At 62.5% G+C, this 21,098-nt stretch carries 22 protein-coding genes and 2 tRNA genes; 10 read left to right on the forward strand and 14 right to left on the reverse strand.

From position 1 onward, the window contains the following. The first annotated feature begins 406 nt into the window (after window positions 1–406). The 4 genes from LB577_RS26095 to LB577_RS26110 all read left to right on the forward strand — a co-directional run bounded on the left by LB577_RS26095 (window position 407) and on the right by LB577_RS26110 (window position 2,557). A complete protein-coding gene (locus tag LB577_RS26095; protein ID WP_224689515.1) occupies window positions 407–610 on the forward strand; it encodes a hypothetical protein in 204 nt (67 codons plus the stop codon). 291 nt (window positions 611–901) lie between these two features. Next, complete coding sequence (locus LB577_RS26100; protein ID WP_224689516.1) at window positions 902–1,093, forward strand: hypothetical protein; 192 nt, start codon at window positions 902–904, stop codon at window positions 1,091–1,093. Window positions 1,094–1,276: 183 nt separating this feature from the next. Further along, window positions 1,277–1,759 (forward strand): hypothetical protein, encoded by a 483-nt coding sequence (locus LB577_RS26105; protein WP_224689517.1) that lies wholly within the window; start codon window positions 1,277–1,279, stop codon window positions 1,757–1,759. Window positions 1,760–2,350: 591 nt separating this feature from the next. Beyond that, on the forward strand, window positions 2,351–2,557 hold the full coding sequence (locus LB577_RS26110; protein WP_224689518.1) for a hypothetical protein: 207 nt from the start codon (window positions 2,351–2,353) through the stop codon (window positions 2,555–2,557). Window positions 2,558–2,709: 152 nt separating this feature from the next. On the opposite strand, the gene LB577_RS26115 is transcribed toward LB577_RS26110, so the two are convergent. From LB577_RS26115 to LB577_RS26125, 3 genes are all read right to left on the reverse strand, one after another. Next, window positions 2,710–2,785: transfer RNA gene (locus LB577_RS26115), tRNA-Cys, on the reverse strand. A gap of 166 nt (window positions 2,786–2,951) precedes the next feature. Next, window positions 2,952–3,215 (reverse strand): DUF6074 family protein, encoded by a 264-nt coding sequence (locus LB577_RS26120; protein WP_013895144.1) that lies wholly within the window; start codon window positions 3,213–3,215, stop codon window positions 2,952–2,954. A gap of 189 nt (window positions 3,216–3,404) precedes the next feature. After that, the gene (locus LB577_RS26125) at window positions 3,405–3,701 is read right to left on the reverse strand and encodes a DUF982 domain-containing protein (protein ID WP_023763564.1); all 297 of its coding nucleotides are present in this window, start codon (window positions 3,699–3,701) and stop codon (window positions 3,405–3,407) included. Window positions 3,702–4,046: 345 nt separating this feature from the next. On the opposite strand from LB577_RS26125, the gene map reads away from it, so the two are divergent. The 3 genes from map (at window position 4,047) to LB577_RS26140 (ending at window position 6,777) form a co-directional block, all read left to right on the forward strand. After that, window positions 4,047–4,874: a type I methionyl aminopeptidase gene (map, locus tag LB577_RS26130; protein ID WP_224689519.1), complete on the forward strand. Its 828-nt coding sequence runs from the start codon at window positions 4,047–4,049 to the stop codon at window positions 4,872–4,874. A gap of 57 nt (window positions 4,875–4,931) precedes the next feature. Then, on the forward strand, window positions 4,932–5,693 hold the full coding sequence (gene radC / locus LB577_RS26135; protein WP_224689520.1) for a RadC family protein: 762 nt from the start codon (window positions 4,932–4,934) through the stop codon (window positions 5,691–5,693). Between the two features lie 298 nt (window positions 5,694–5,991). Next, the gene (locus LB577_RS26140; protein ID WP_224689521.1) at window positions 5,992–6,777 is read left to right on the forward strand and encodes a hypothetical protein; all 786 of its coding nucleotides are present in this window, start codon (window positions 5,992–5,994) and stop codon (window positions 6,775–6,777) included. 127 nt (window positions 6,778–6,904) lie between these two features. Here LB577_RS26140 and LB577_RS26145 read toward each other — a convergent pair whose 3' ends face one another. The 7 genes from LB577_RS26145 to LB577_RS26175 all read right to left on the reverse strand — a co-directional run bounded on the left by LB577_RS26145 (window position 6,905) and on the right by LB577_RS26175 (window position 15,407). Then, window positions 6,905–7,783 (reverse strand): SMP-30/gluconolactonase/LRE family protein, encoded by an 879-nt coding sequence (locus tag LB577_RS26145; protein WP_224689522.1) that lies wholly within the window; start codon window positions 7,781–7,783, stop codon window positions 6,905–6,907. A 48-nt stretch (window positions 7,784–7,831) separates the two neighbouring features. Continuing rightward, window positions 7,832–8,794: a 3-keto-5-aminohexanoate cleavage protein gene (locus tag LB577_RS26150; protein ID WP_224689523.1), complete on the reverse strand. Its 963-nt coding sequence runs from the start codon at window positions 8,792–8,794 to the stop codon at window positions 7,832–7,834. Beyond that, window positions 8,791–9,738, reverse strand: coding sequence for a 3-hydroxyacyl-CoA dehydrogenase (locus tag LB577_RS26155; protein WP_224689524.1), 948 nt, complete (start codon window positions 9,736–9,738; stop codon window positions 8,791–8,793). The genes LB577_RS26150 and LB577_RS26155 overlap by 4 nt, the downstream gene beginning before the upstream one ends. Window positions 9,739–9,751: 13 nt before the next feature. Next, window positions 9,752–10,558 (reverse strand): SDR family oxidoreductase, encoded by an 807-nt coding sequence (locus tag LB577_RS26160; protein WP_224689525.1) that lies wholly within the window; start codon window positions 10,556–10,558, stop codon window positions 9,752–9,754. 13 nt (window positions 10,559–10,571) lie between these two features. Next, window positions 10,572–12,647 carry an ABC transporter permease gene (locus LB577_RS26165; protein WP_224689526.1) on the reverse strand — a complete coding sequence of 692 codons (2,076 nt, stop codon included), beginning with the start codon at window positions 12,645–12,647 and terminating at the stop codon, window positions 10,572–10,574. Then, window positions 12,644–14,176: a sugar ABC transporter ATP-binding protein gene (locus LB577_RS26170; RefSeq protein ID WP_224689527.1), complete on the reverse strand. Its 1,533-nt coding sequence runs from the start codon at window positions 14,174–14,176 to the stop codon at window positions 12,644–12,646. Before LB577_RS26170 ends, LB577_RS26165 begins: the two co-directional genes overlap by 4 nt. A gap of 103 nt (window positions 14,177–14,279) precedes the next feature. Continuing rightward, window positions 14,280–15,407, reverse strand: a complete 1,128-nt coding sequence (locus tag LB577_RS26175; RefSeq protein ID WP_224689528.1) for a sugar ABC transporter substrate-binding protein — start codon at window positions 15,405–15,407, stop codon at window positions 14,280–14,282. Between the two features lie 221 nt (window positions 15,408–15,628). Here LB577_RS26175 and LB577_RS26180 point away from each other — a divergent pair, with 221 nt between their 5' ends. Then, window positions 15,629–16,309 carry a GntR family transcriptional regulator gene (locus tag LB577_RS26180; RefSeq protein ID WP_224689529.1) on the forward strand — a complete coding sequence of 227 codons (681 nt, stop codon included), beginning with the start codon at window positions 15,629–15,631 and terminating at the stop codon, window positions 16,307–16,309. Between the two features lie 45 nt (window positions 16,310–16,354). Here LB577_RS26180 and LB577_RS26185 read toward each other — a convergent pair whose 3' ends face one another. Both LB577_RS26185 and tig read right to left on the reverse strand, forming a co-directional pair. Further along, window positions 16,355–16,873, reverse strand: coding sequence for a hypothetical protein (locus LB577_RS26185; RefSeq protein WP_224689530.1), 519 nt, complete (start codon window positions 16,871–16,873; stop codon window positions 16,355–16,357). 157 nt (window positions 16,874–17,030) lie between these two features. Next, window positions 17,031–18,524: a trigger factor gene (gene tig / locus LB577_RS26190; RefSeq protein WP_224689531.1), complete on the reverse strand. Its 1,494-nt coding sequence runs from the start codon at window positions 18,522–18,524 to the stop codon at window positions 17,031–17,033. A gap of 363 nt (window positions 18,525–18,887) precedes the next feature. Here tig and LB577_RS26195 point away from each other — a divergent pair. Further along, window positions 18,888–18,970, forward strand: a tRNA-Leu gene (locus tag LB577_RS26195). Window positions 18,971–19,020: 50 nt separating this feature from the next. On the opposite strand, the gene LB577_RS26200 is transcribed toward LB577_RS26195, so the two are convergent. Together LB577_RS26200 and LB577_RS26205 are read right to left on the reverse strand one after the other, a co-directional pair. After that, entirely contained in the window at window positions 19,021–19,605 is a 585-nt protein-coding gene (locus LB577_RS26200) for a GDYXXLXY domain-containing protein (protein WP_224689532.1), read from the reverse strand. Further along, the gene (locus tag LB577_RS26205; RefSeq protein ID WP_224689533.1) at window positions 19,602–20,720 is read right to left on the reverse strand and encodes a DUF2157 domain-containing protein; all 1,119 of its coding nucleotides are present in this window, start codon (window positions 20,718–20,720) and stop codon (window positions 19,602–19,604) included. Before LB577_RS26205 ends, LB577_RS26200 begins: the two co-directional genes overlap by 4 nt. A gap of 237 nt (window positions 20,721–20,957) precedes the next feature. Here LB577_RS26205 and LB577_RS26210 point away from each other — a divergent pair, with 237 nt between their 5' ends. Then, window positions 20,958–21,098 carry a DUF1127 domain-containing protein gene (locus LB577_RS26210; protein ID WP_013531315.1) on the forward strand — a complete coding sequence of 47 codons (141 nt, stop codon included), beginning with the start codon at window positions 20,958–20,960 and terminating at the stop codon, window positions 21,096–21,098.

Consider the following 21,098-nt stretch of genomic DNA (forward strand, 5'->3'; position numbering starts at 1 on the left):
CTGGTGAACTTGAGGCACTTATCGGAAGCAGCGGCCCGGCACTTGGGGCGGGCGGGCCAGTAAGCACCGGGCTTAACCGGCAGGGGCATCAGGAGGGCGTCGCCGGCGAAATGTCGGGATCGTGACTTGCACCTCAACCGTCGCAGCAGCGAGGGTTGACGCCAGGCGTCGCGGGCAGGAAGCGCGGCGTAGGACAGAGACTAGGGACAAACGTGCGCTGGCGCCGTTTTACGTCGGTGGCGACAACTGTTCGAGACAACAAGACGACCCTCCGCCTCTCCTGACCCGAGAAAAAGCCCGCGCCACGGAGGGACCGATGACGCGGGCCGGCTGATGTTTGCCGCACCAGCCTGCTCGGATGCCAAGCAGCATCCGGGCGCGTGATCCCAACCTTTCGAAATAGCTAATGTTCCTCAACGACGCCCCTGCGGCCTATCGATTTGGACGGTTGGTCGCAAAAACATTGAAAAACAGCAAGCACGCTGCCACCGACAAAACCCCGACTAATATTTCGTCGGGGGTCACCCTCGGGCAATGGATGAAATTAAAGGCCAACACAGCCATCGCTCTACCGATCCTAGGTTCGACAACATCGAAGGGAGAACCATGAGAGAACGCTAAAGTTCCGATCTAGGCCTTATGAAGCGCCAAGATAATCAACTTCCCGAAGCGACCGGAATGACGCTCTGGGATAGCGGCCGGCGCGATTGCAGATGAAAGCAATCCGCCTAGAGCGCCGGCCACTGCGGCAACTTGAGGGAATTGCCACCTGCCGGAGCTAGAGCATGCCGTTGGGTCGGCAACTCCTTGGTAAAAACCGTACAGTCTTTTCCTGTTGAAACCCCGAGTTCGGCGGACTTATTAAAATCGCGTAGCTATTGCTTTTCGTAGAGAGGCTGTGATGGGTAGCGTGGTTCCAATCCGCAAGGAATTGCCTTGTGTCCAAGTGGCCGAAGCCAGCGGCGAATGGTCCGTTCGCGTGGTCGAGGAAGACCAGGAACTTACCCGTTCATTCGAGCTGGAATCGTTCGCCTTGAACTTTGCGGAAGGCCAGCGGATACGCCTGCACCTCGATAGGATCGTGCGAGTCTAGGCGCTCTCGGCACGGTTGGTTGCGATAGTCGGGCGGACGCATGTCTCGACCCGCCGACGCTCGGTTCACCCGCCCACTGCGTCCCGCTCGCCTGGTAGCCGAGACGTGCCGACGCCATCCGATCTCTACTTCCGTCAAGGAAGTCCGTGCGAGCATGTCGCGCCCTCGGCCGGGACGCTCTGTATGCTCGTCAACGCATCGGCACACCCCCTGATGTATGGACACCATCGTCGAATAGAAGCATTCTCTCTTTGGGTGCGCCGTGGGCAAGATCCGATGATCGATGAGCAAGACGTCGAACAACTTCGCACCGCTGCCCGAGCCAAGGTCGTGACAGAAGCGCGAAACGCCAAGCTGCTCGATGCGGCGTTTGCAATTATTTCTCATAACAGCTCTCATCAACGGTTCGGCCCCCTCGGTGAGGGGCCTCTTCCAATTGACTTACGCGTCCTAAGAGATCGCTTTTCAGAGGTCAAATCGATGACGCACGCCGCCGGGCGCGCGCATTTTTTCAAGACGCCTTCCAAGCCGGCGAGGATGCGCTCGCCCAGAGATTTTCACATCCCGAGATCGTCGACAAACTTCGCCAGCGTCATCCCGGATTTTCCGACAAATGCTACCAGGATACAGTCTGTCAAGGATGCTTCCTTGCCCGCTGAGGACTAGCAGACTCGGTCAGGACGCCTTCCTGCCAATGTGTCCAGCCCTTGCCAGGCCGCTCGGTCAATTCGCTGTCGCGCACGCCGCGCCTCGTAGTTGGGAACGCGGCGATATTGCATAAGTCTCGACTTATAGGCAAGAGAGCGAGGCGGGCGACGGAGCAAGGTCGCTTGCATTTTAGCTAAATTGCGTGGCTGTATGGTCTATGAAAACGGCCGGGGGGCCACACGACTTGACCACAAACCTGTTTCTCACGGGTGTCGCTGCATTCGCGTTGCTCGTTCCGCTCTACTTCGTCCTGAAATGACCATGGTATTCTAAGCGCCTCATAGAGCGGGGCAAGGCGATGACGGACACCACTCGTTGGCCGGCCGCTCCGGTCTATAGCCCTCGAGACTACGTTCTCATCCTCAAGCTTTCGGCAGTCGGCGATCTGCCGCCGACGTGGGAGGAGGCATAGCGGGCAACCGGAAGACTCCTCACTGACCAATTTGGCCGAAGGCAGATCGAACTCCAGCCATTGAAAAAGCCGCCACCGAGCGGCAGCGGGCGAATGCGAGAGCCGGGAACCCGATACAGGCCAGCGCGTTCTATGGCATGCTCAAACAGATCGCTTTTGCTGCCGTGCTGATCCAGGTCGCTGTCTATTCGGCTCTCCTGACTCAGACAATCCTCTTCGCCTCGACAGCCTCTCAAGCTGCCAACGCGCAGCAGCCCGATCAACCCGTGGCGGTAAAAGAGCGAGTATATGCAAGGCAGTTCACCATCGCCATGACGGCCCCGCTATCTCAACGGCAGCCATGAATATCGAACCTTCGGAATGGGATAGGATTCGCCTCTTGCATGTCGCCAACGACATTCCAGGCCGCCTCGATGGGCCGTGCGCGTTTCAAACACGCCGACGGCGGCATCGAATTGCAGCCGAATCCGCCGTCCAGTTGTTTGCTTTAGGAGATTGGAGGCCTCGCCTCGGAATCGAACCGAGGCTTCCGAGATTTGCCGTCTCTAGCGTAGCCGCTCCGCCACGAGGCCATGCAACTGGTAGTAGCGGTAAGAAGTTTAAAGGTTGTTGACGTCTTTGGTAAAATTTCCCTGATCGATACCACGGAAAGCACGGCGCAGGACACGTCAGTCAGATAACAATGGCGTAGGGACCGCCCGTTGGTTCATCCCCGCCAGGAAAATAGTAGACCCTGCCTCAGGCGGAAAGAACTGGCGCCGGCTGAGCCGTCACTCCGGCCAACAGTTCTCTTTGCACGGCCAGGAAAAACCTGCGTACTTCATCAGTGGCCGCGGCTTTATCCCTTCCCGATCCGACAACGAGATCGAGCAACTCCGCCGCTTTTGCCCTCCAGAACGAGGCGGCAGTTTCGCCTTGCAGGCTATCGAGCCTGGCGGCAACTTCCCGGACCAGGAATACCTGACGGTCGATCGGGAACGCACGAACTTTTTCTGAGGACATCTTCCGAACCCTGAACTGACGCAACGAATCAACCATCGCTGAACAGCAATGGCGTAGCCGTTAAGGTGGAAACGGAAGCTTAACGACGCCGTCGACGCGTCTTCGTGGATGCTAAGTGTGCAGCGCCCCGGCAACCGCTGGCGTGTTTAAGCGGGTATTGCCGTTCGCCTGTGACCGCCGCTATGGCTCTCAGGCCTGCAGTGCCCTCGGCTCGCCGCCGCGCTTGCGCGGAGCCAGCATGTCGCCGGCCATCAGTCCGGTGACACGGCAGAACGCCATGAATGCCCGGCAGGCATCCTCGGTCTTGACCACGTCCACCGTGGCGCCAAAACAGGCATTGAAGGCTTTCTGATACACCGGTCCTTGCCGGCGTGCTGGCCAGTCCTGGAGAAAGTCGAGCGCCTGCTCGACACTGTAGATCTCCTCGACGGGCAAGCCGGGGCCTTGCGCAATGCGCACCGGCACCTCGAACTGCAATCTGTCCATCCGTCATCTCCCGAATCGGTGTCGCCCAAGCAACGCCGTTCGTCGTCAAAAGTTGCCTTGACGGTTTTGTGTCATGCAAATGTGTCGTCACTGCGGAAGTGGCCCAGCAGGCTGCCATCAGCGACGCTTCGGGCGATCTGACCCGCTCGGGCGACCCAAGGGCATGATGGCCAGAAAGCAAAGCAGCCGTGCAAAACCGGCAAGAGATCGCACCAACGAGACGAATATCCCGGCGGCGTGGGCCGTATCAGGCAGTTCTTCCTTGAACCTTTCGCCCCCAAGTGCCAAATCTGGTGGCATCTTCACGCCAGCACTCTTGCAGCGCCCCAGCTCTATACGGACAAAATGGTCACCTATCTCGACGCCGCCACGGCACCACTCAGAAACACCGGCCAGATCCGCCTCTATGGCGAGGAAGGCTTTGCCGGCATGCGCAGGGCATGCGACCTCACCGCGCGCTGTCTGGACGAATTGGTGCCGATGGTCGCTCCCGGCGTCACCACGGACACGATCGACCGTTTCGTTTTCGAGTTCGGCATGGATCACGGCGCACTGCCGGCGACACTCAACTATCGCGGCTACACCAAGTCATCGTGCACCTCGATCAACCACGTCGTCTGCCATGGCATTCCCGACAGCAAGCCGTTGAAGGATGGCGACATCGTCAACATCGACGTCACCTACATCCTCGACGGCTGGCACGGCGATTCCTCGCGCATGTATCCGGTCGGCACCATCAAGCGCGCGGCGGAACGTCTGCTAGAGGTCACCCATGAATGCCTGATGCGCGGCATCGCCGCGGTCAGGCCGGGCGTACGCACCGGCGCCATCGGTGCCGCCATCCAGACCTATGCCGAGGCGGAGCGCTGCTCGGTGGTGCGTGATTTCTGCGGCCATGGCGTCGGCCAGCTCTTCCACGACGCCCCGAACATCTTGCACTACGGCAACGCCAATGAAGGCGTGGAAATGCGGCCCGGCATGATCTTCACCATCGAGCCGATGATCAATCTCGGCCGCCCGCATGTGAAGGTTCTGTCGGATGGCTGGACGGCCGTGACACGCGACCGCTCGCTTTCGGCGCAGTACGAGCACACGATCGGGGTGACCGACACGGGCTGCGAGATTTTCACGCTCTCGCCGAACAAACTCGACCGCCCCGGTCTGCCGGCCTGATATTCTTGACATTTCGGGCGACTGCTTTGCCCGATTGATTGCCGGATGCGGGGGCGGATGGGCAAGGCAAACGACGACGAAGAGCGGAGTTTCTTCTCCGAGGCGCCGGTCCGGCCGGTCGCGAAGGCCAGGCCGACGCTCGAGGAGAAGCCGCACTATCTCGGCCATCGCGACCGTTTGCGCGAGCGCTTTGCCTCGGCCGGTCCCGACGCCCTGCCCGACTACGAGCTCCTGGAACTTTTGCTCTTCCGGCTGATCCCGCGCGCCGACACCAAGCCGGCCGCCAAGGCGCTGCTGGCGCGCTTCGGCACGCTGGCCGAAGTGCTTGGCGCGCCCGTCGGGCTGTTGCAGGAGGTCAAGGGCATTGGCCCCACGGTGGCGCTCGACTTGAAAATCGTCGCGGCGACCGCGCAGCGCATGGCGCGCAGCGAGATCCACGGCCGCGAGGTCCTCTCCTCCTGGCAGCAGCTTCTCGATTATTGCCGCTCGGCCATGGCTTTCGAGGCGCGCGAGCAGTTCCGCATCCTGTTCCTCGACAAGAAGAACGCGCTGATCGCCGACGAGGTGCAACAGACGGGCACGGTCGATCACACGCCCGTCTACCCCAGGGAAGTGGTCAAGCGGGCGCTCGAACTGTCGGCGACCGCGATTATCCTGGTCCACAATCACCCGTCAGGCGACCCAACGCCATCGCGCGCGGACATCGAGATGACCAAGCAGATCATCGATACGGCCAAGCCCCTCGGAATTTCCGTGCACGATCACCTCATCATCGGGCGAAAGGGATACGCCAGCATGAAGGGTTTGTTGCTGATCTAGGGCAACAAAACACTTGTCGTGAAATCGTCTTCGCCAAGACGAAACCAGGCGTTCGCGCTTGGCGCAGCAGTGCCGCGGTTGGCAACTAGGACCAAGGTCCCGCCGACATGGGACTTCAGTACTGCATCAGCTTTATGGCGCCGATTTCTTTGTATTATCAAACCGTTACCACGTCTGCGGGCTGCGGGCTCGCGTATTGATACGGCATTTGACTAAAGTTTACTCTGTAGAATTAGCGATTTCTCATACGACCCTTTCTTAGCTGTCGGGCGGATGGCGATTCCTCGAGGAGATTACCATGACAACCCGAAAAACTTTGTTTGCGGCCCTTGCCTCACTGGCGCTCCTGGCAACTCCGGCGCTCGCCGGTGGCAACGGGCACGGTGGTGGCAATGGCGGCGGTAACGGCGGTGGCAATGGCGGTGGCAACGGCGGTGGCAACGGCAACGGCGGTGGCAATTCAGGCGCCGCGCACGGCAACAGCAGCGCTACGCATGGCAAGTCGTCGTCGGCCCCGGGGCAGGTAGCCAAGGCGCAAAAGGACACGACGGTCGACACGAGCACGCAGGTCTCGTCGGTGACCAAGGACAAGAACATCCACGCCAAGCTTGGCCGGCTGAACTCTCTGCAGCGCAACATAAACGCCTATATGAACTCCAAGAGCAAGAAGTTCGCCGGTATTCAGGCATTCGTGACCCAATCCGCGAAAGCCAAGGTCGCGCAAGCCGCGGCTGAGACCGCGGCAGCCACAGCGGCAGCGGCCCAGGCCAAACTGGATGACCTGAATGCGCAGCTGACGGCAGCGCAGGTGGACCCTGTCGCCAACGCCACACAGATCCAAGCCTTGAATGAGCAGATCACGGCTCAGACGGCCGTTGTCGCCGACGCCAACGCGGCCGCCGCCGAAGCTGAGGCAGCAGCTACCACGGCGACCGTCGGCACCGATCAGGCATCACTCGACGCTGCGCTGGCAAACATGGCCAACAAGCCCATAGACGCCGAGGTCACGACTTGGGCCCAAGGAGTCCTTGCCGACAAGATCGACCAGACGGCTACCAAGATCGAAGCGGAAACGACGCCTTAAGGACGTCACGATCGGAAAACGGCAGGAGCAACCAGCAATGCCGCCGGTTTGCCGGCGGCATTGCTGGTTGCTGAAGGTAAAGAGCGGCTATCCGCGGCGGCTTGGGCGATCCGTCGTGCGCCGAACTTCACCCGCCAAACCGCGGCTCCGCCACGCCGGCAACGCCGAGGCCGGTGATGGCGAACAGGCTGCCGCGCAGGACACCGTCGCCAGGAAAGCGCGGCAGCGGCGGCTTGGCCATCGAGGTGACGTAGAGCGTGTCGAGCTTCGGCCCGCCGAACATGACGCTGGTGATCTTTTTCACCGGCATGTCGACGATGCGGTCGACAGTGCCGTCCGGCGCATAGCGCACCAGCCTTCCGTCATAGACCAGCGCATTCCACAGATAACCCTCGGCGTCGACGGTCGAGCCATCCGCCGCACCGCCCCTGCTGGTGTCGACGCGGGTAAAGGTGCGGCGGTTCGTGGCCGCACCGGTGGCGATGTCGTAGTCGTAGGCCCAGATCTCGCCGGTCCAGGTGTCGGCGAAGTAGAAGGTGCGGTCGTCGGGGCTCCAACAAGGGCCGTTGGAGCAGATGATGCCGGAATCGATCCGGGTGACGGAAAAATCCGGATCGAGCCGGTAGAGCCCGCCTGAAGGTCCCTCCTCCATCGTATCCATCGAGCCGGCGAAGAAGCGCCCGCGCCGGTCGACCTTGCCGTCGTTCAGCCGGTTCATCGGCTTGTCCGGCTCCGGATCATGGATCAGCGTCACCTCGCCGGTGGCGAAATCGAGCAGATGGAAGCCGCGCTGCAGTGAGACGACGGCGCCGCCGCCGTCCCTGCGCAGCGCCATTGAGCCGATCTTCATCGGCACGTCCCAGGAGCGGATTTCACGCCCGTCGGCGGTCGCTCGGAACACCCGCCCGTCGAAACTGTCGATCCAGTAAAGGCGCTCCTGTTCGACGTCCCAAAGCGGCCCCTCTCCCAAGGTGGTCTTCACATCCACCACGACTTCGATCTTCATGCTGTCCTCCTCTCTATTGACGCCCGCGCGGCGATTGGTCGGCCCGCGTCAGAAGGCAACCTTGTCGCCACCCTTCAGGGACAAGATTTCGCGCGCCTCGTCCGGCGTCGCCACCTCCATGCCGAGCCCCTCGATGATCTTGCGCGCCAGCACAACCTGTTCGGCGTTCGACTTGGCGAGCTTGCCCTTGCCGGCCCACAGGCTGTCCTCCAGCCCGACCCGGATGTTGCCGCCGAGTGCCGCCGATTGCGCGGCGATGCGCAGTTGGCTGGCGCCCGCGCCGAGCACCGACCAGCGGAACTGGTCGCCGAACAGCCGGTCGGCGGTGCGCTTCATATGGGCGACGTCTTCCGGATGGGTGCCGATGCCGCCGAGCAGGCCGAACACCGACTGCACGAAGAATGGCGGCTTAACCAGCCCGCGATCGGCGAAATGGGCGAGGTTGTAGAGATGGGCTATGTCGTAGCACTCGAACTCGAAGCGCGTGCCATTGTCGTAGCAGGTCGTCAGAATGTACTCGATGTCCTTGAACGAGTTGCGGAAGACGAGGTCGCGCGTCGCCTCCAGATGCGGCTTTTCCCAGTCGAACTTGAAGGTCTCGTATTTGTCGGCGAGGTGATAGAGGCCGAAATTGATCGAGCCCATGTTGAGCGAAGCGACTTCCGGCTTGAACTGGGCGGCAGGACGCACGCGCTCCTCTACCTTCATGTAGGGGCTGCCGCCGGTGGTGATGTTGATGGCGGCATTGGTGCCCTGCTTGACGCGTGGCAGAAAGCGGGCAAAGGCCTCGGGTGTCTGGTCGGGCTTGCCGGTCTCCGGGTCTCGCGCGTGCAGATGAAGGATCGCGGCACCGGCCTCGGCCGCGGCGATCGCCTCCGACGCGATCTGGTCCGGCGTGATCGGCAGGTAGGGCGACATGGTCGGGGTGTGGATCGCCCCCGTCACCGCGCAGGTGATGATGACCTTGCCCCTGGTCGCCGTTGCGCCGGGCTTGCGGCTGGTTTCTTTCATTGTCCGAACTCCTGATCCGATTTTTTCTTGTGTGCCGCCAGCGCCATCAGCCGGCGGTCCCGCCAGACCTGCCGCCCGCCCAGATTTTCCCTGGGCAGTCGCTTGCTGCGCTCGGCCTCCACGGTTGCCATGACCTCGCCCGCCCAGTCGACCCGGCGAAGCATCTGCGGAAAAATGTTGGAATAGATGCCCTGGTAGCGATCGACATAATCGCGCACGCCGCCGGGCGCGTTGAGGTCGATGGTCTCGAACGGCCCCATGAACGACCAGCGCAGCGCCAACCCGTCTCGGATGCCTATGTCGACATCCTCGACGCTGGCATAGCCGTCCGCGACGAGCCGGAAGGCTTCCTCCAGCAAGGCGCCCTGCAGGCGGTTCATGATGAAGCCGTCGAGCTCGCGCTTCATCAACAGCGGCGCATGGCCGGCATCGATGAGGAAGGCACGGGTTCTTTCCAGCGTCTCGGCCGACGTCCATGGCGCCGGCACCACCTCGGCCGCCGGAATGAGGTAGGGCGGATTGATCGGATGCACCACCAGGCAGCGGTGCCGTCCCTTTAGATGGTCAGTGAACTTCGACGGCAACAGCGCCGAGGTGGAACTGGCGATCACCGTTTGCGGGCCGGCCAGACTGTCGATCAGGGAGAACACTTCCCGCTTCACATCGAGGTTTTCAGGCGTGTTCTCCTGGACATGGATTGCCCCGGCCAGCGCCTCCTCCAGTTCGGCCGCGATGGCGATGCGGCCAAGCACGGTGTCGACGGACTGCCCGCGCAGCAGGTCGTTCGAGGAAAGATCGCCAAGCACGCCTTTTATGTAATCGCGCGCGCCGCCCGTCGCGGCGGGCGACTGGTCCCACATCCGCACGTCATGGCCGGCGCGAGCGAAGCTGATCGCCCAGGCCCGCCCGATGAAACCGCTGCCGACAATCGCAACCTTTGCCATGGATCGGCCCTCCCTAGAGCGTTTCGACGTTGCCGTCGACGCCGAGCGACTGCCCGGAAATGTTGATGCCGGCGTCCGACAGCAGGAAGGCGACCATGGAGGCGACGTCATAGGGACTGGTCATGCGGCGCAGCGAGATGTTCTGCAGGTAGCGCGCGGTCATCTCCTCGTGGCTGATGCCGACCTGCCTGGCGCGCGCCGAGATGACGCCCTCGATGCGCGGCCCTTCGATGATGCCCGGCAGGATAGCGTTGACCCTGATGCCGTGCGGCCCCAGCTCCTTGGCGAGGCTTTGGGTGAAACCGATGACGCCGAACTTGGCCGCCGAATAGGGCGTTCGAAAGGCATAGCCGTGGCGGCCGGCCGCCGACGACATCGATACAATCGAGCCGCCGCCCGCCGCCTTGATCAGCGGCACGGCACGCCGTGCACACAGGAACTGGCCGGTGAGGCAGATGTCGATGCAGCGCCGCCAGTCGTCCGGCTCGATCTCGTCGACACCACCGGTCGGCCCGGCGATGCCGGCATTGTTGATCAGTGCGTCCAGCCCGCCGAGTTTTTTCTCGACCGCCTCGAACAGCCGGTCGACGTCATCGTCGCGCGAGACATCGGCCTTGACCGCCGTGACGAGGTCGATCTTGCCAGGCGCGGCAGCCAGTGCCTCGTCGGAAACGTCGCAGACGACGACACGCGCGCCAAGCCGCGAGAGCGTGTCGGCGATGGCAAAGCCAATGCCGCCGGCGCCCGCCGTCACCAGCACGCGCTGTCCTTTCAGACCGGCCAGGAATTCGTCCGCCGTTTGAGGTGCCTTTGCGCTCATCGTTCCGTCCTTTTCATTGCAACTGCCGCTCGCGCAACGCCATGACGGCGCCCAGAACGACCAGTCCGTAGAGAATTGCCCTCGTGGCGTAGGGCAGCGTGGTACCGGCCAGCAGCATCTGCAGCGCCGTCAAAAGCAGCACGCCTCCGAGCATGCCGAGATAATGGCCGCGCCCGCCGGTGATCAGCGCACCGCCCACCACCACGACGGCGATCGACGGCAAGAGATAGTCGTCGCCCATGCCGAGGCTCGCCTGTCCAGAGAAGCCGGTCAGCATGATGCCGACGACAGCGGCGCAGACTGCCGACAGCATATAGACCAGGATCAACGTGCGCTCGACGCCGATGCCGGACAGGCGCGCCGCGCGCAGCCCATTGCCGATGCCGTAAACCCGGCGCCCGAACGGCGTGCGTCCAAGCAACAGCACCGCCACCACCACGAAGACGACCATCAGCAGGACCACCGGGGTCACGAAACCGAGCCTGGCGGTCATGAACCAGCGCAGCATTGGCGAGGAAAAACCGGCCGGCGTACCCTGCGAATAGAGCAGTGCGAAGCCTTGCAGGATGCCGTTGGTGGCAAGCGTCATGACGATCGGCGAGATGCCGAGATAGACGATGCCGAAGCCGTTGGCGAAGCCGATGGCGCAGGCCATCACCAGCACGACTGGCAAGGCGTAGAGGAGCGCTGTGTCGGAGCCGTTGACCATGCCGGCCAGGATGATGCCGGAAATACCGATCGTCCACGGCACGGAGAGATCGAGGCCGCCCGTCAGGATGACCGTTCCCTGTCCGAGCGCCAGCACGGCGAGAAAGGACGACAGCACCAGCAGCGAATTCCAGTAACCGGGATTGAGGATGGCACGGCCGAGCCAGATCTGGGTGATGACCACGATGATAAGCAGGCAGACATAGGCGGGCAGCGCGTAGCGCAGCGTCTCCGCGTTGCGAACATGGAAGGCGGGACGCGGAGACACCGTGTCGGGTTTGCCATGCGAGGGTCCGGCAATCTTGAGCCGCCGGTCGATCGGTTCAAGCTGCGAGGGCAGAATACCCGCTCGCCAGGCGGCCAGCCGGGCGCGCGCCGCGCGCAGTTGCACGGCAAGCACCGATGCGTGAGACAGGGATCCGGCAAGGGCCGCCAGCACCAGGATGGTGCCTTCGGCGATGGTCGAATAATAGGCCGATACATTGAGCACCAGCAGGATGTTCACCACCATCATCAGGATGTAGGCACCGAAGACGGTGCCCACCGGACCACCCTGCCCGCCGCCCAGGCGCGTGCCGCCGACGACCACCGCCGCGAACATAGACAGAAGCAGCGGATTGCCGACCAGCGGGTCGCCGCTGCCGGTCTGCGCGCTGATGAAGACGCCGGCAAGGCCGTAGCAGCCGCCGGCGATCACATAGACGGCAAAGCGCACCATAACGACGTTGATGCCGACTGCGGCAGCCGAATCCGCATCGCTGCCGACCGCATAAAGCGCCGTGCCGAAACGGGTTCCCTTCAGCCAAAACCAGGCGAGCAGGACGACGCCGATCACCACCAGCGGCATTGGCAGCCAGCCGGTGATCGCGTCGCCCAAATAGAAGGTGCCGAGATCGGGCGACACGAAGCCGCCGGGCTTGTCCATCACCAGCAGCGTCACGCCTTGCAGGATGAACATGGTGGACAGCGTCACCACGATGGGCTGCATGCGTAACACCGCGATGAAGAAGCCGTTGAAGGCACCGACCGCCATGCCGACGCCGATGCCGACGGCCGTCCACAAGAGGAGGCTTGCGCCTGGCGCCATCGGATCCATGCTCGATGCCAGCACGGCATTGACCAGCGATATCACCGCGCCGGCGGACAGGTCGAACCCGCCCGACAGGATCACGATCGTCTGGCCGATCGCCGCGAGCGCAGAGGTCGCGCCGCCGCTGGACAGGAACGACACGTCGAAATAGGTCAGCGGCCCGGCGCTGATCCAGTCGACGATGAAAAGCAGGATCGCAAGGACGCCCGCGGCGATCAGTGCACCGCGATTGCGTATCAGCGCACGGCGCAGGCCGAATCCGGCGGAAGCAGAGGGGGAAACGCTGCTCATGCGGCTATATCCCCGCCATGTCCAAGCGCCGGCCGCATGATGGCAGGCTCGGCGATGGCGTCGCCTTCGAGCTCGGCCGCGATGCGCCCGTCATAGAGAACCAGGACCCGGTCGCACTGGTGGACCAGTTCGGGAATCTCGGTCGAGTGCAGCAGGATCGAGCCGCCGGCGGCGACGTAGTTTCGCATCATCACATAGAGCTCGTGCTTGGTGCCGACATCGATGCCGCGCGTGGGGTCGAACAGCAGCAGGATGCGGCTCTGCGCCACCAGCCATTTGGCGATGGCGATCTTCTGCTGGTTGCCGCCGGAAAAAGCCCCGGCCCGCGTCCACAGCGCCCGTCGGTCGACCTCGACGGTTGCGAACGCCGCCTCGACGGCGCGCGTCTCGGCCACAACATCGACAAGGCCGAAGCGTGTGAAGCGCGACACCACCGGCAGCGTGGCGTTCTGGCTACCCGGCAGTTTCAGGAACAGGCCTTCGGATTTGCGGTCCTCCGGCACCAGGCCGATGGCCATATTGGGCAGCAAGGCATCCGCCGGAGAGCCGAGCCAGACCTTTCGGCCATCGACAAGGACGTCGCCGCGGGTGATTTCGGCCATGCCGAAGCAGGCCAGGAACAGATCCTGCTGGCCCATACCCTGCAGCCCGGCAATGCCGAGGATCTCGCCGCGGCGCAGATCGAAGCTCGCGCCGTCGAGCTTGCGCCCGACCTTCAAGTCACGCACGCCCAGGACCGGCGGACCGAAAGCCTGGGCGCCATCGGGCTTGGGCGGAAAGGTCTGTTCGATGCTGCGGCCGATGATCTTTTCGATGACGTCGGCGTCCGAGACATCGGCAACCGGCGCTGTGACGATATGGCGGCCATTCCTCAGGATCGTCAGCGTGTCGCAAAAAGCGCGAACCTCGCGCATGCGATGGGTGATGAAGACGATGGTGGTGCCTGCCGCCTTCAGCCTGGCGATGATGTCGCCCAGCCACTCGACATCGCGACCGGCGAGCGTCGAGGTCGGCTCATCGAGCAGCAGGATGCGTGGCTTGCGGTAGACGGCGCGCGCGATCTCGATCTTCTGGCGCACGGAAAGCTCGAGCTCGCCGACCTCGGCATCGAGATCGACGGAAAAGCCGAGTTCGTCGATATGGCGACGGACCGCCTTGCGCGCCGCCGCGCGCCGGATCAGGCCGGAGATGCCGACCGGAGCATAAGGCATCAGCATGTTGTCGAGGACCGAGAGGTCGCGCACCAGCGTCATCTCCTGGAACGCCGTCTGCACGCCCAGCGCGTGTGCCGCGCGCGGTGCGCCGTAGCCGATCTCCTTGCCGAAGACACGGACATGGCCGGCACTCGGCCGCACCAGCCCGGACAGCAGTTTCACCAGTGTCGACTTGCCGGCTCCGTTCTCGCCCAGCAGCGCATGGACGCTGCCGGGCGCGATGCGGAACGACACGCCATCCAGCGCGACCGTTGGCCCGAAGGCCTTGCCGATGCCGTCGATCTCGATGGCGGGAAGCGCTGGGTGTTCTGTCATGTCCTCGATCGCCGGGCTGCGCATTTCTGGGCGACACGCATTAGCGCGGATCGACGATGCACGGACAAGATGTCCGCGCACCGTCTGGGTTTGCCTTGGGAGGCTAGTTTTCGGGCTGTCCGACGAGTGCGGCGTTGAGGCCGATCTCGGGCGTCTGGTCCGAAAAGATCGAAGCGAACCAGCCGGGATTGGAAACCAGTGACGGCTTGAAGACGTTGCAGCCGGCCTTCATCTCCGCCCAGGTGCCCTCGTTGCAAAGCTTGATCGTCTCGTTGGTGACGACCGGCAACGGCAGGATCGTCGTCTTCGGCACGTCCTTGCCTTCGATCGCCTCGACGGCAAGCTTCAACGCCAACGCGCCGGAATAGGGCGGCGAGGCATAGGAAATGCGTTGCGCGCCCGCCGGTGCATAGGGAGGAGCGGCACCTTCGACTTCGGTGCCCTCCGGCAGCATCTGGATGCGGCCGCCATTCGAGCCCTCGCCGGCGCAAGGCAGGAGTTCGCTGTCCTTCTTGCCGGTCTCGAGCTGCATGGAGTTGGCGGTGAAGCAGCCGACCTGCATCCACAGGCCGTTGATATCGCCCCAACTGCGCGTGGCGAGGATCTTGGAGAGTTCGGTTCGAGCGACCGCCTGGCTCCACATGCCGACAGCCTCGCCGACGATCTTGATGTCGGGATATTTGGCGAAGACTTCCTTGGCGGCCTTGGTGCGCTGGTCGTCCACGGATGTTCCGGGAACACCGGTGATGGCGATGATGTTGCCCTTGCCGTTGAGCTTCTTGACGAGCCATTCGGCGGTCACCCTGCCCGCTTCCAGCTGGTCGATATGGACATTGTAGGCACAAGGCTCGGTGATCTCGGCGTCATAGGCAAAGACCTTCACGCCCTTGTCGCAGGCATTCTTGACGACCTGGTTGAGCGCCGTCGGCGAGATCGGATACACGACGATCGCCTCTGCGCCGCTCTGCACCATGGCGTTGATCTGCTGGATCTGGCGTTGCGCATTGGGTCCTGCGACCTGGACCTGCAGGTCGACCTTGTCGGCCAGGCTTTTGTGGGCCGCGATGGCCTTGACCATGTTGGCTGCCTCCGCCTGCCAGTCATTGCCGATATAACTCATGCTGAGAAAGATCTTGTGCTTCTGGGCCGCGTCAGCCGCGGACATGCCAAAAGTACACATAGCCATGCCTGCCAGCAGCGTGAGCCGCCGGACTTTCAATCCGATACCCATGTGAAATTCCTCCCGATCCGAATGACCGAATGCCTCCCGAGGGCACGAAAGCTAGCCCTCGCCATCCGATATTGAAAACCGTACCACGATTTGATCAAAGATCAATGATGATATGTCTTGACGGCCAGGCGACAGTCGCGGACGCTTGACGCCGCTGCCGGAACCTTGCATTCCGGGAACGGGTTGGTGGCGCGGCCTTGCGCGGAAAGGTTGATGGGGAGATGGCCGGAGCGGCGTTCAGGAAGCCTGGTGTCGAGATCGTGCCCCTGTCCAGGGAAACCCTGCAGGACAGGGTCTATCGCCATGTCACCGAATTGATCCTCGACGGCAGCATCGTGCCTGGCGAGATGGTGACCGTGCAAAGCCTGGCCGACGCCTATGGAGTCAGTCCGATGCCGGTCAGGGAAGCGTTGCGGCGGCTGACGGCGGCCAACGCCTTGATGGTTGTTTCAGGCCGCTCGATCGGAATTCCCGCGCTCAGCCGCGCACGCCTCATCGATCTCAGGAATGTCCGCTTCGAGATCGAAGCGATCGCCGCCGCATGGGCGGCCGAGCGCATGGACGACCAGGGCATCGCGCAGCTCGGCCTGCACCTCAATGCGCTCGAACAGGCCAACGCGGCGGGAGACGTCAAATCCTATCTGCGCGCCAACTACGCCTTTCATTTCTCCATCTACCGGGCGGCGGGGTCCGAGAACATCCTCAACATCATCGAGAACCTGTGGCTGCAGATCAGCCCCTATTTCAACATGCTGCATGATTCCGGAAACTACTCGACCGCCAACGAGCACCACCAGGAGATGTTCGCGGCATTGCGCAACCGCGATGTCGAAGCCGTCCGCCAGGCGATCCGCGCCGATATCGACGCGGCCTTCGACATCCTGGTCGGCCTGCTGAAATAGGACTGCGAAGCCTGCTCGGCTTTCGCCCAGGGTCGAGGACGATAGTTATGGCGGATCGGTATGGCAGTTCCCGGCGATCTGCTCGACCGCCTCTTCAAACCCCGCAAGGTCGAAATCCGCCTGGCCGCGCCCTGACAACAGTCCGAACCGCCAGGAAAGCGACAGCCGGCTTGCGGAAACGAGGCGCTTGATCGCATCGGCGCCGTCAAGCACCAGCATCCTGCCGCGCGACCCGACCGACCAACTCTCGTCGAACTTGTCGCCGTCGACGGCAACCGACATCGTGATCTTGCGGCTGGCCGAAACCGCGTCGTTCAATTGCAGCCATTCGGTCCAGCGCGGTTCGCCTGCCCGGCAGGCTATGGTCAGGACCGGGCTGTAGCTCAAGGCGCCACCGCCGGTGATCAGCTTGTTGGTGGCATGGAGCGAAGCCGTGACCAGCCCATCGTCAGCCGTGCCGAAGCGCCAGTCGCCGGCAATCGCGTCGGCGGGGGCAAGATTGCAGGCGAAGGCCAGGATGAGCGTCAGGACGACAGCACGCCCCGTTTCGAAGAATAGGCTCAACGCCCCCTCCAGGAATTTGCAGCAGAAGCGCAGATAGTGATCAACGCTTGGTATCGCCAAGTGCCACGGCCTGAGAAGCCGGCCGCCTGTTGCAGTTTCGCAACGAAAAAGGCCGCCTCGGGAGGCGGCCTTCGTCAATTTCATCAAGTGCCGAGACTTATTCGGCGTCGTTGGCGGCCGCCTTCTTCTTAGGCGCAGCCTTCTTCTTCGGCTCTCCCGCCTCATCGCCAGACTTGGCGTCGGCCTTCTTGTCTTCAGCCTTCTTGGCCGCGGCTTTCTTGGCCGGCTTGGCCTTGGTCGTGGTTTCCGCTTCCTCGTCATCGGCCATCAGCTCTTCCTTGCTGACCTTGACGTCGGTGACCGAGATCTGGCCGAGCAGATGGTCTACGACCTTCTCCTCGAACATCGGCGCCCGCAGCGCATTCAGCGCCTCGGGGTTGTTGCGGTAGAACTCGAAGGCTTCCTGCTGCTGGTTGGCCGGGAAGCGGCGAACCTGCTCGAACAGGCCGCGCTGCAGCTCTTCGTCCGATACCGTGACGCCGGCCTTCTCGCCGATCTCGGCCAGCACCAGGCCAAGGCGCACGCGGCGCTCGGCAAGACGCATATACTCGGCGCGAGCCTCTTCCTCGGTCGTCTCTTCGTCGGCGAAGGTGCGGCCGGCCGCTTCCAGATCGCGGTTGACCTGCGCCCAGATGTTGTTGAACTCAGCCTCGACGAGCTTCGACGGGGCCTCGAACGAATAAGCCGCATCGAGCTGGTCGAGCAACTGGCGCTTGACCTTCTGGCGCGTCATCGAGCCGAACTGGTTCTCGATCTGGCCGCGCACGATCTCGCGCAGGCGCTCCAGCGATTCCAGGCCAAGGTTCTTGGCGGTCTCGTCGTTGATTTCGAGTTCGCCGGGCTTCGACACTTCCTTGACGGTGACGTCGAAGGTGGCTTCCTTGCCGGCCAGATGAGCCGCCTGGTAGTTTTCAGGGAAGGTCACCGTAACCTGCTTTTCGTCGCCGGCCTTGGTGCCGACAAGCTGATCCTCGAAGCCGGGAATGAATTCCTTGGAGCCCAGCACCAGCGGCTGATCGTTGCCGGCGCCGCCGGCAAAGGCCTCGCCGTCGATCTTGCCGACATAGTCGATGCTCACGCGGTCGCCCTCGGCGGCCTTGCCGGTCTTCGGCTCGTAGCTGCGCGCCGATTCGGCGACCCGCTTGACCTGCTCGTCGATCTCCGTTTCAGGCACGTCGTACACCTGGCGCGTTACCTTGATGTCGGAGAAATCCTTGATCTCGATCGCCGGAATGACCTCGTAGTTGAGGCGGAATTCGAAGTCGGCGCCACCGGCCAGGATCTTCTCGGCTTCCTTCTCGTCCTCGGTCATGATGACCTCGGGCTGCATGGCCGCTTTCTCGCCGCGGCCCGTGATGATCGACCGGGTCGAATCGTTGAGGATCTCGTTGACCACTTCGGCCATGAACGACTTGCCATAGACCTTGCGCAGGTGCTGCACCGGCACCTTGCCCGGCCGGAAGCCGTTGATGCGGACCTTGTTGCGGGCGTCCGACAGCCGCGCCATCAGCTTGGCTTCCATGTCACCAGCCGGCACGGTGATCTTGATCTCGCGCTTGAGACCGGAATTGAGTGTTTCGGTGACCTGCATCGTAAAACCTTTGTTTTCACCAATGAGGCTGCCAAACGGCTCCCTGCCGTTTACAGCCTGCCGGTATAGTCTTGCCGGGAATGGCTTTTGGGACGGAACCTGGCGGTTTGACCGGAAATACGGCTCAAACTTTCCCAAACTGCGTTCCAAAATGTGAATAAGTTCTTGTTTTTCCTACTTCTTATCACATTCTGTAGAAGCGGATCGTCGCGTCCCGTCACATTTGACACGCCTTTTGTCACACGCGAGGCTAATTTTCAACAGTCTTCGCATTTCGGCCAATAACCAACATTCTTTGATCCTGACCCAACATTTCCGCCCCGACATTGACAGAATGATGGCTACATGAGATTGCCGGGCAATGCGGGTATGGCGGAACTGGTAGACGCACCAGATTTAGGTTCTGGCGAGAGATCGTGGGGGTTCGAGTCCCTCTACCCGCACCACCCTTCGCTCCAGCGAGCTTCGGGTGGCAGGCCACCCTGAGGCTCTATCTCTAATACAGCGGCTCCTCGAACAGCGTCTTGTCGCCGTCGACCAGCGCCTTGATCTGCGCCTTGCCGTCGCTGGCAAGGGCAAGCCTGATCCCGAAGGGGCGCACCCGCATGTCGTTCTGGATCGCCATCCCTTCGCCTTCGGGCAGGTAGAAGCGCTCGATGCCGTAGTCCGGTGCGATCGTCGCGCTCTCCCCGCGAAGATCCCAGCCCTCGGTGACACGTCCTGATATATCCGCCTCGTCGGTACCCGCCGGCGTCGGCGCCTTGCCGAACCAGGCGGTGGTCGCCGTCCAATAGCCGTCGGCCCCCTTCTTCAGGCGGACCACGATCGGCGTTTCGTCGCTGGAGAATTTGCCGGCTGGAATGTTGGCGATCATCTTCACCGGGATGCGCGAAATCTCGTAGCCGAGGATAATATAGTCGCCGCGCAGCAGGTCGCGCGGATCGACGGGTTCGATCTTCAACAGCACTTCCTTGCCGTTGCGCAGGATCGCCGCTCGGCCGGCGATGATCCAGCTCAGGAAGCCTATCTGGACGAGCGCCAGCACCAGCGCCGAAATGATCAGTCGCTTTCCGGTCATCATGCCGTCGCTCCCGTGGTGACTGGACCCTTCATGCGTTTTTCGACGCGGATGATGACGACCGCGAGGATGCCGAGCAGCACGGCGGCGGCAAGGAAGAAGCCTGCGGTGTCGAGCATCGACTGCAAGGTCACCACATAGATGATGGCGAGTTCGAAGGCGAAACCGAGATAGGCAAGCCAGCGCAGGCCACGGCTCTCCCGTCCTGCCAGCACGATCGCCGCGACGATGCCGGCCAGCGCGACGACGGAAGCGATGGCAAAGCCGCTGTTGTAGGTGCTCTCGTCGGCCAGTTCGAACTGGATGAATGCCAGGCCGGTGAGGAAGCCGAGCAGTGCGTGCAAGGGCAAGCGGCCGCCAAGCTGGACGATCCTGTCGACCGGCTCCGGTGCGAACACGGCAGCCGCGAAAAGCGCGGCAGAGACAATGACCAGAGGGATCGCCACGGGCAGCGTCGCGTGGTTCATCGCCAACAGCACGAGATAGAAGATGAGCGACAGGACGATCAAATGGCGTGCCGGCTGGCTGAGGGTCCAGAACGAGACGGCAAACAGCACGGCCGCCATGATGACGAAGGCGTGCGGAAATTCATTGCGATAGAAATAGTCGAACCCTCTCAGGAACAGCCAGGCATCGGCGATGCCGACCGCGGCAACCGTCAGCGGGTTCGACCGCAATACCACCGCCGCCAGCGCCGTGCCGGCGCCCCACGTGATCAGGGCGGAAGCCTCGTCGCCCGAGAGATGATACATTTGGCCGATCAGCGCGATCGAACCGCCGAAAGCGGCGGCGGCCACGATCCACAGGGCCTCGCCAATTGCCGCATGGTCGCGCGTCTTCAGCACGGCGCCGCCGACATAACCGCCAAGGATGATGGCGAAAAGGGCTACGACCCGCGCCAGCCGCGGGATCGCGTCCCAGTTGGCGGCGACGAAGATCAGGATGGCGGCGCCGAACAGCAAGGCGGCCATCATTGCCAGGATCGAACCGAAACTGAGCGAATTGCGCTCGTTGGCCTCGACGTCACGCGTTAATGTATCGGCTGTCGCCGCGTCGATTAGGCCCGCCTGCCGCCACCGCGCGATATCCGACCTTACTCGTGACGAATAACCTGCCATCCCGCTTCTCCCCTAAGTTTCGTCTTTTTTTCAGCCGGCCCGGTCAAACCCTTGACGCAGCGGCACTTTCTGATTCTGGCTTCTTTGTGTCAGGTCCGTGAAGGCGCGTTAATGCTGCATTGCACAATTTGCATTGCTGCCATGCAGCCATAGCGCTTTTAAATCGATATGGGTCCCCCTATTTATGGTTCGTACACAAACGGAATGATCCGCAAGAAAGACGAAACGAGAACTACCATGAACTTGATCCGCAATTACCGCAACTGGCGCCGCTACAGGGACACCGTGTCCGAGCTGAGCCGCCTGAGCAACCGTGAACTGACCGACCTCGGCATCAGCCGCAGCGACATTCCTTACGTCGCCCGCAAGGCGGTCTAA

It is taken from the genome of Mesorhizobium sp. B283B1A (assembly GCF_020165735.1).
Taxonomy (GTDB): domain Bacteria; phylum Pseudomonadota; class Alphaproteobacteria; order Rhizobiales; family Rhizobiaceae; genus Mesorhizobium; species Mesorhizobium opportunistum.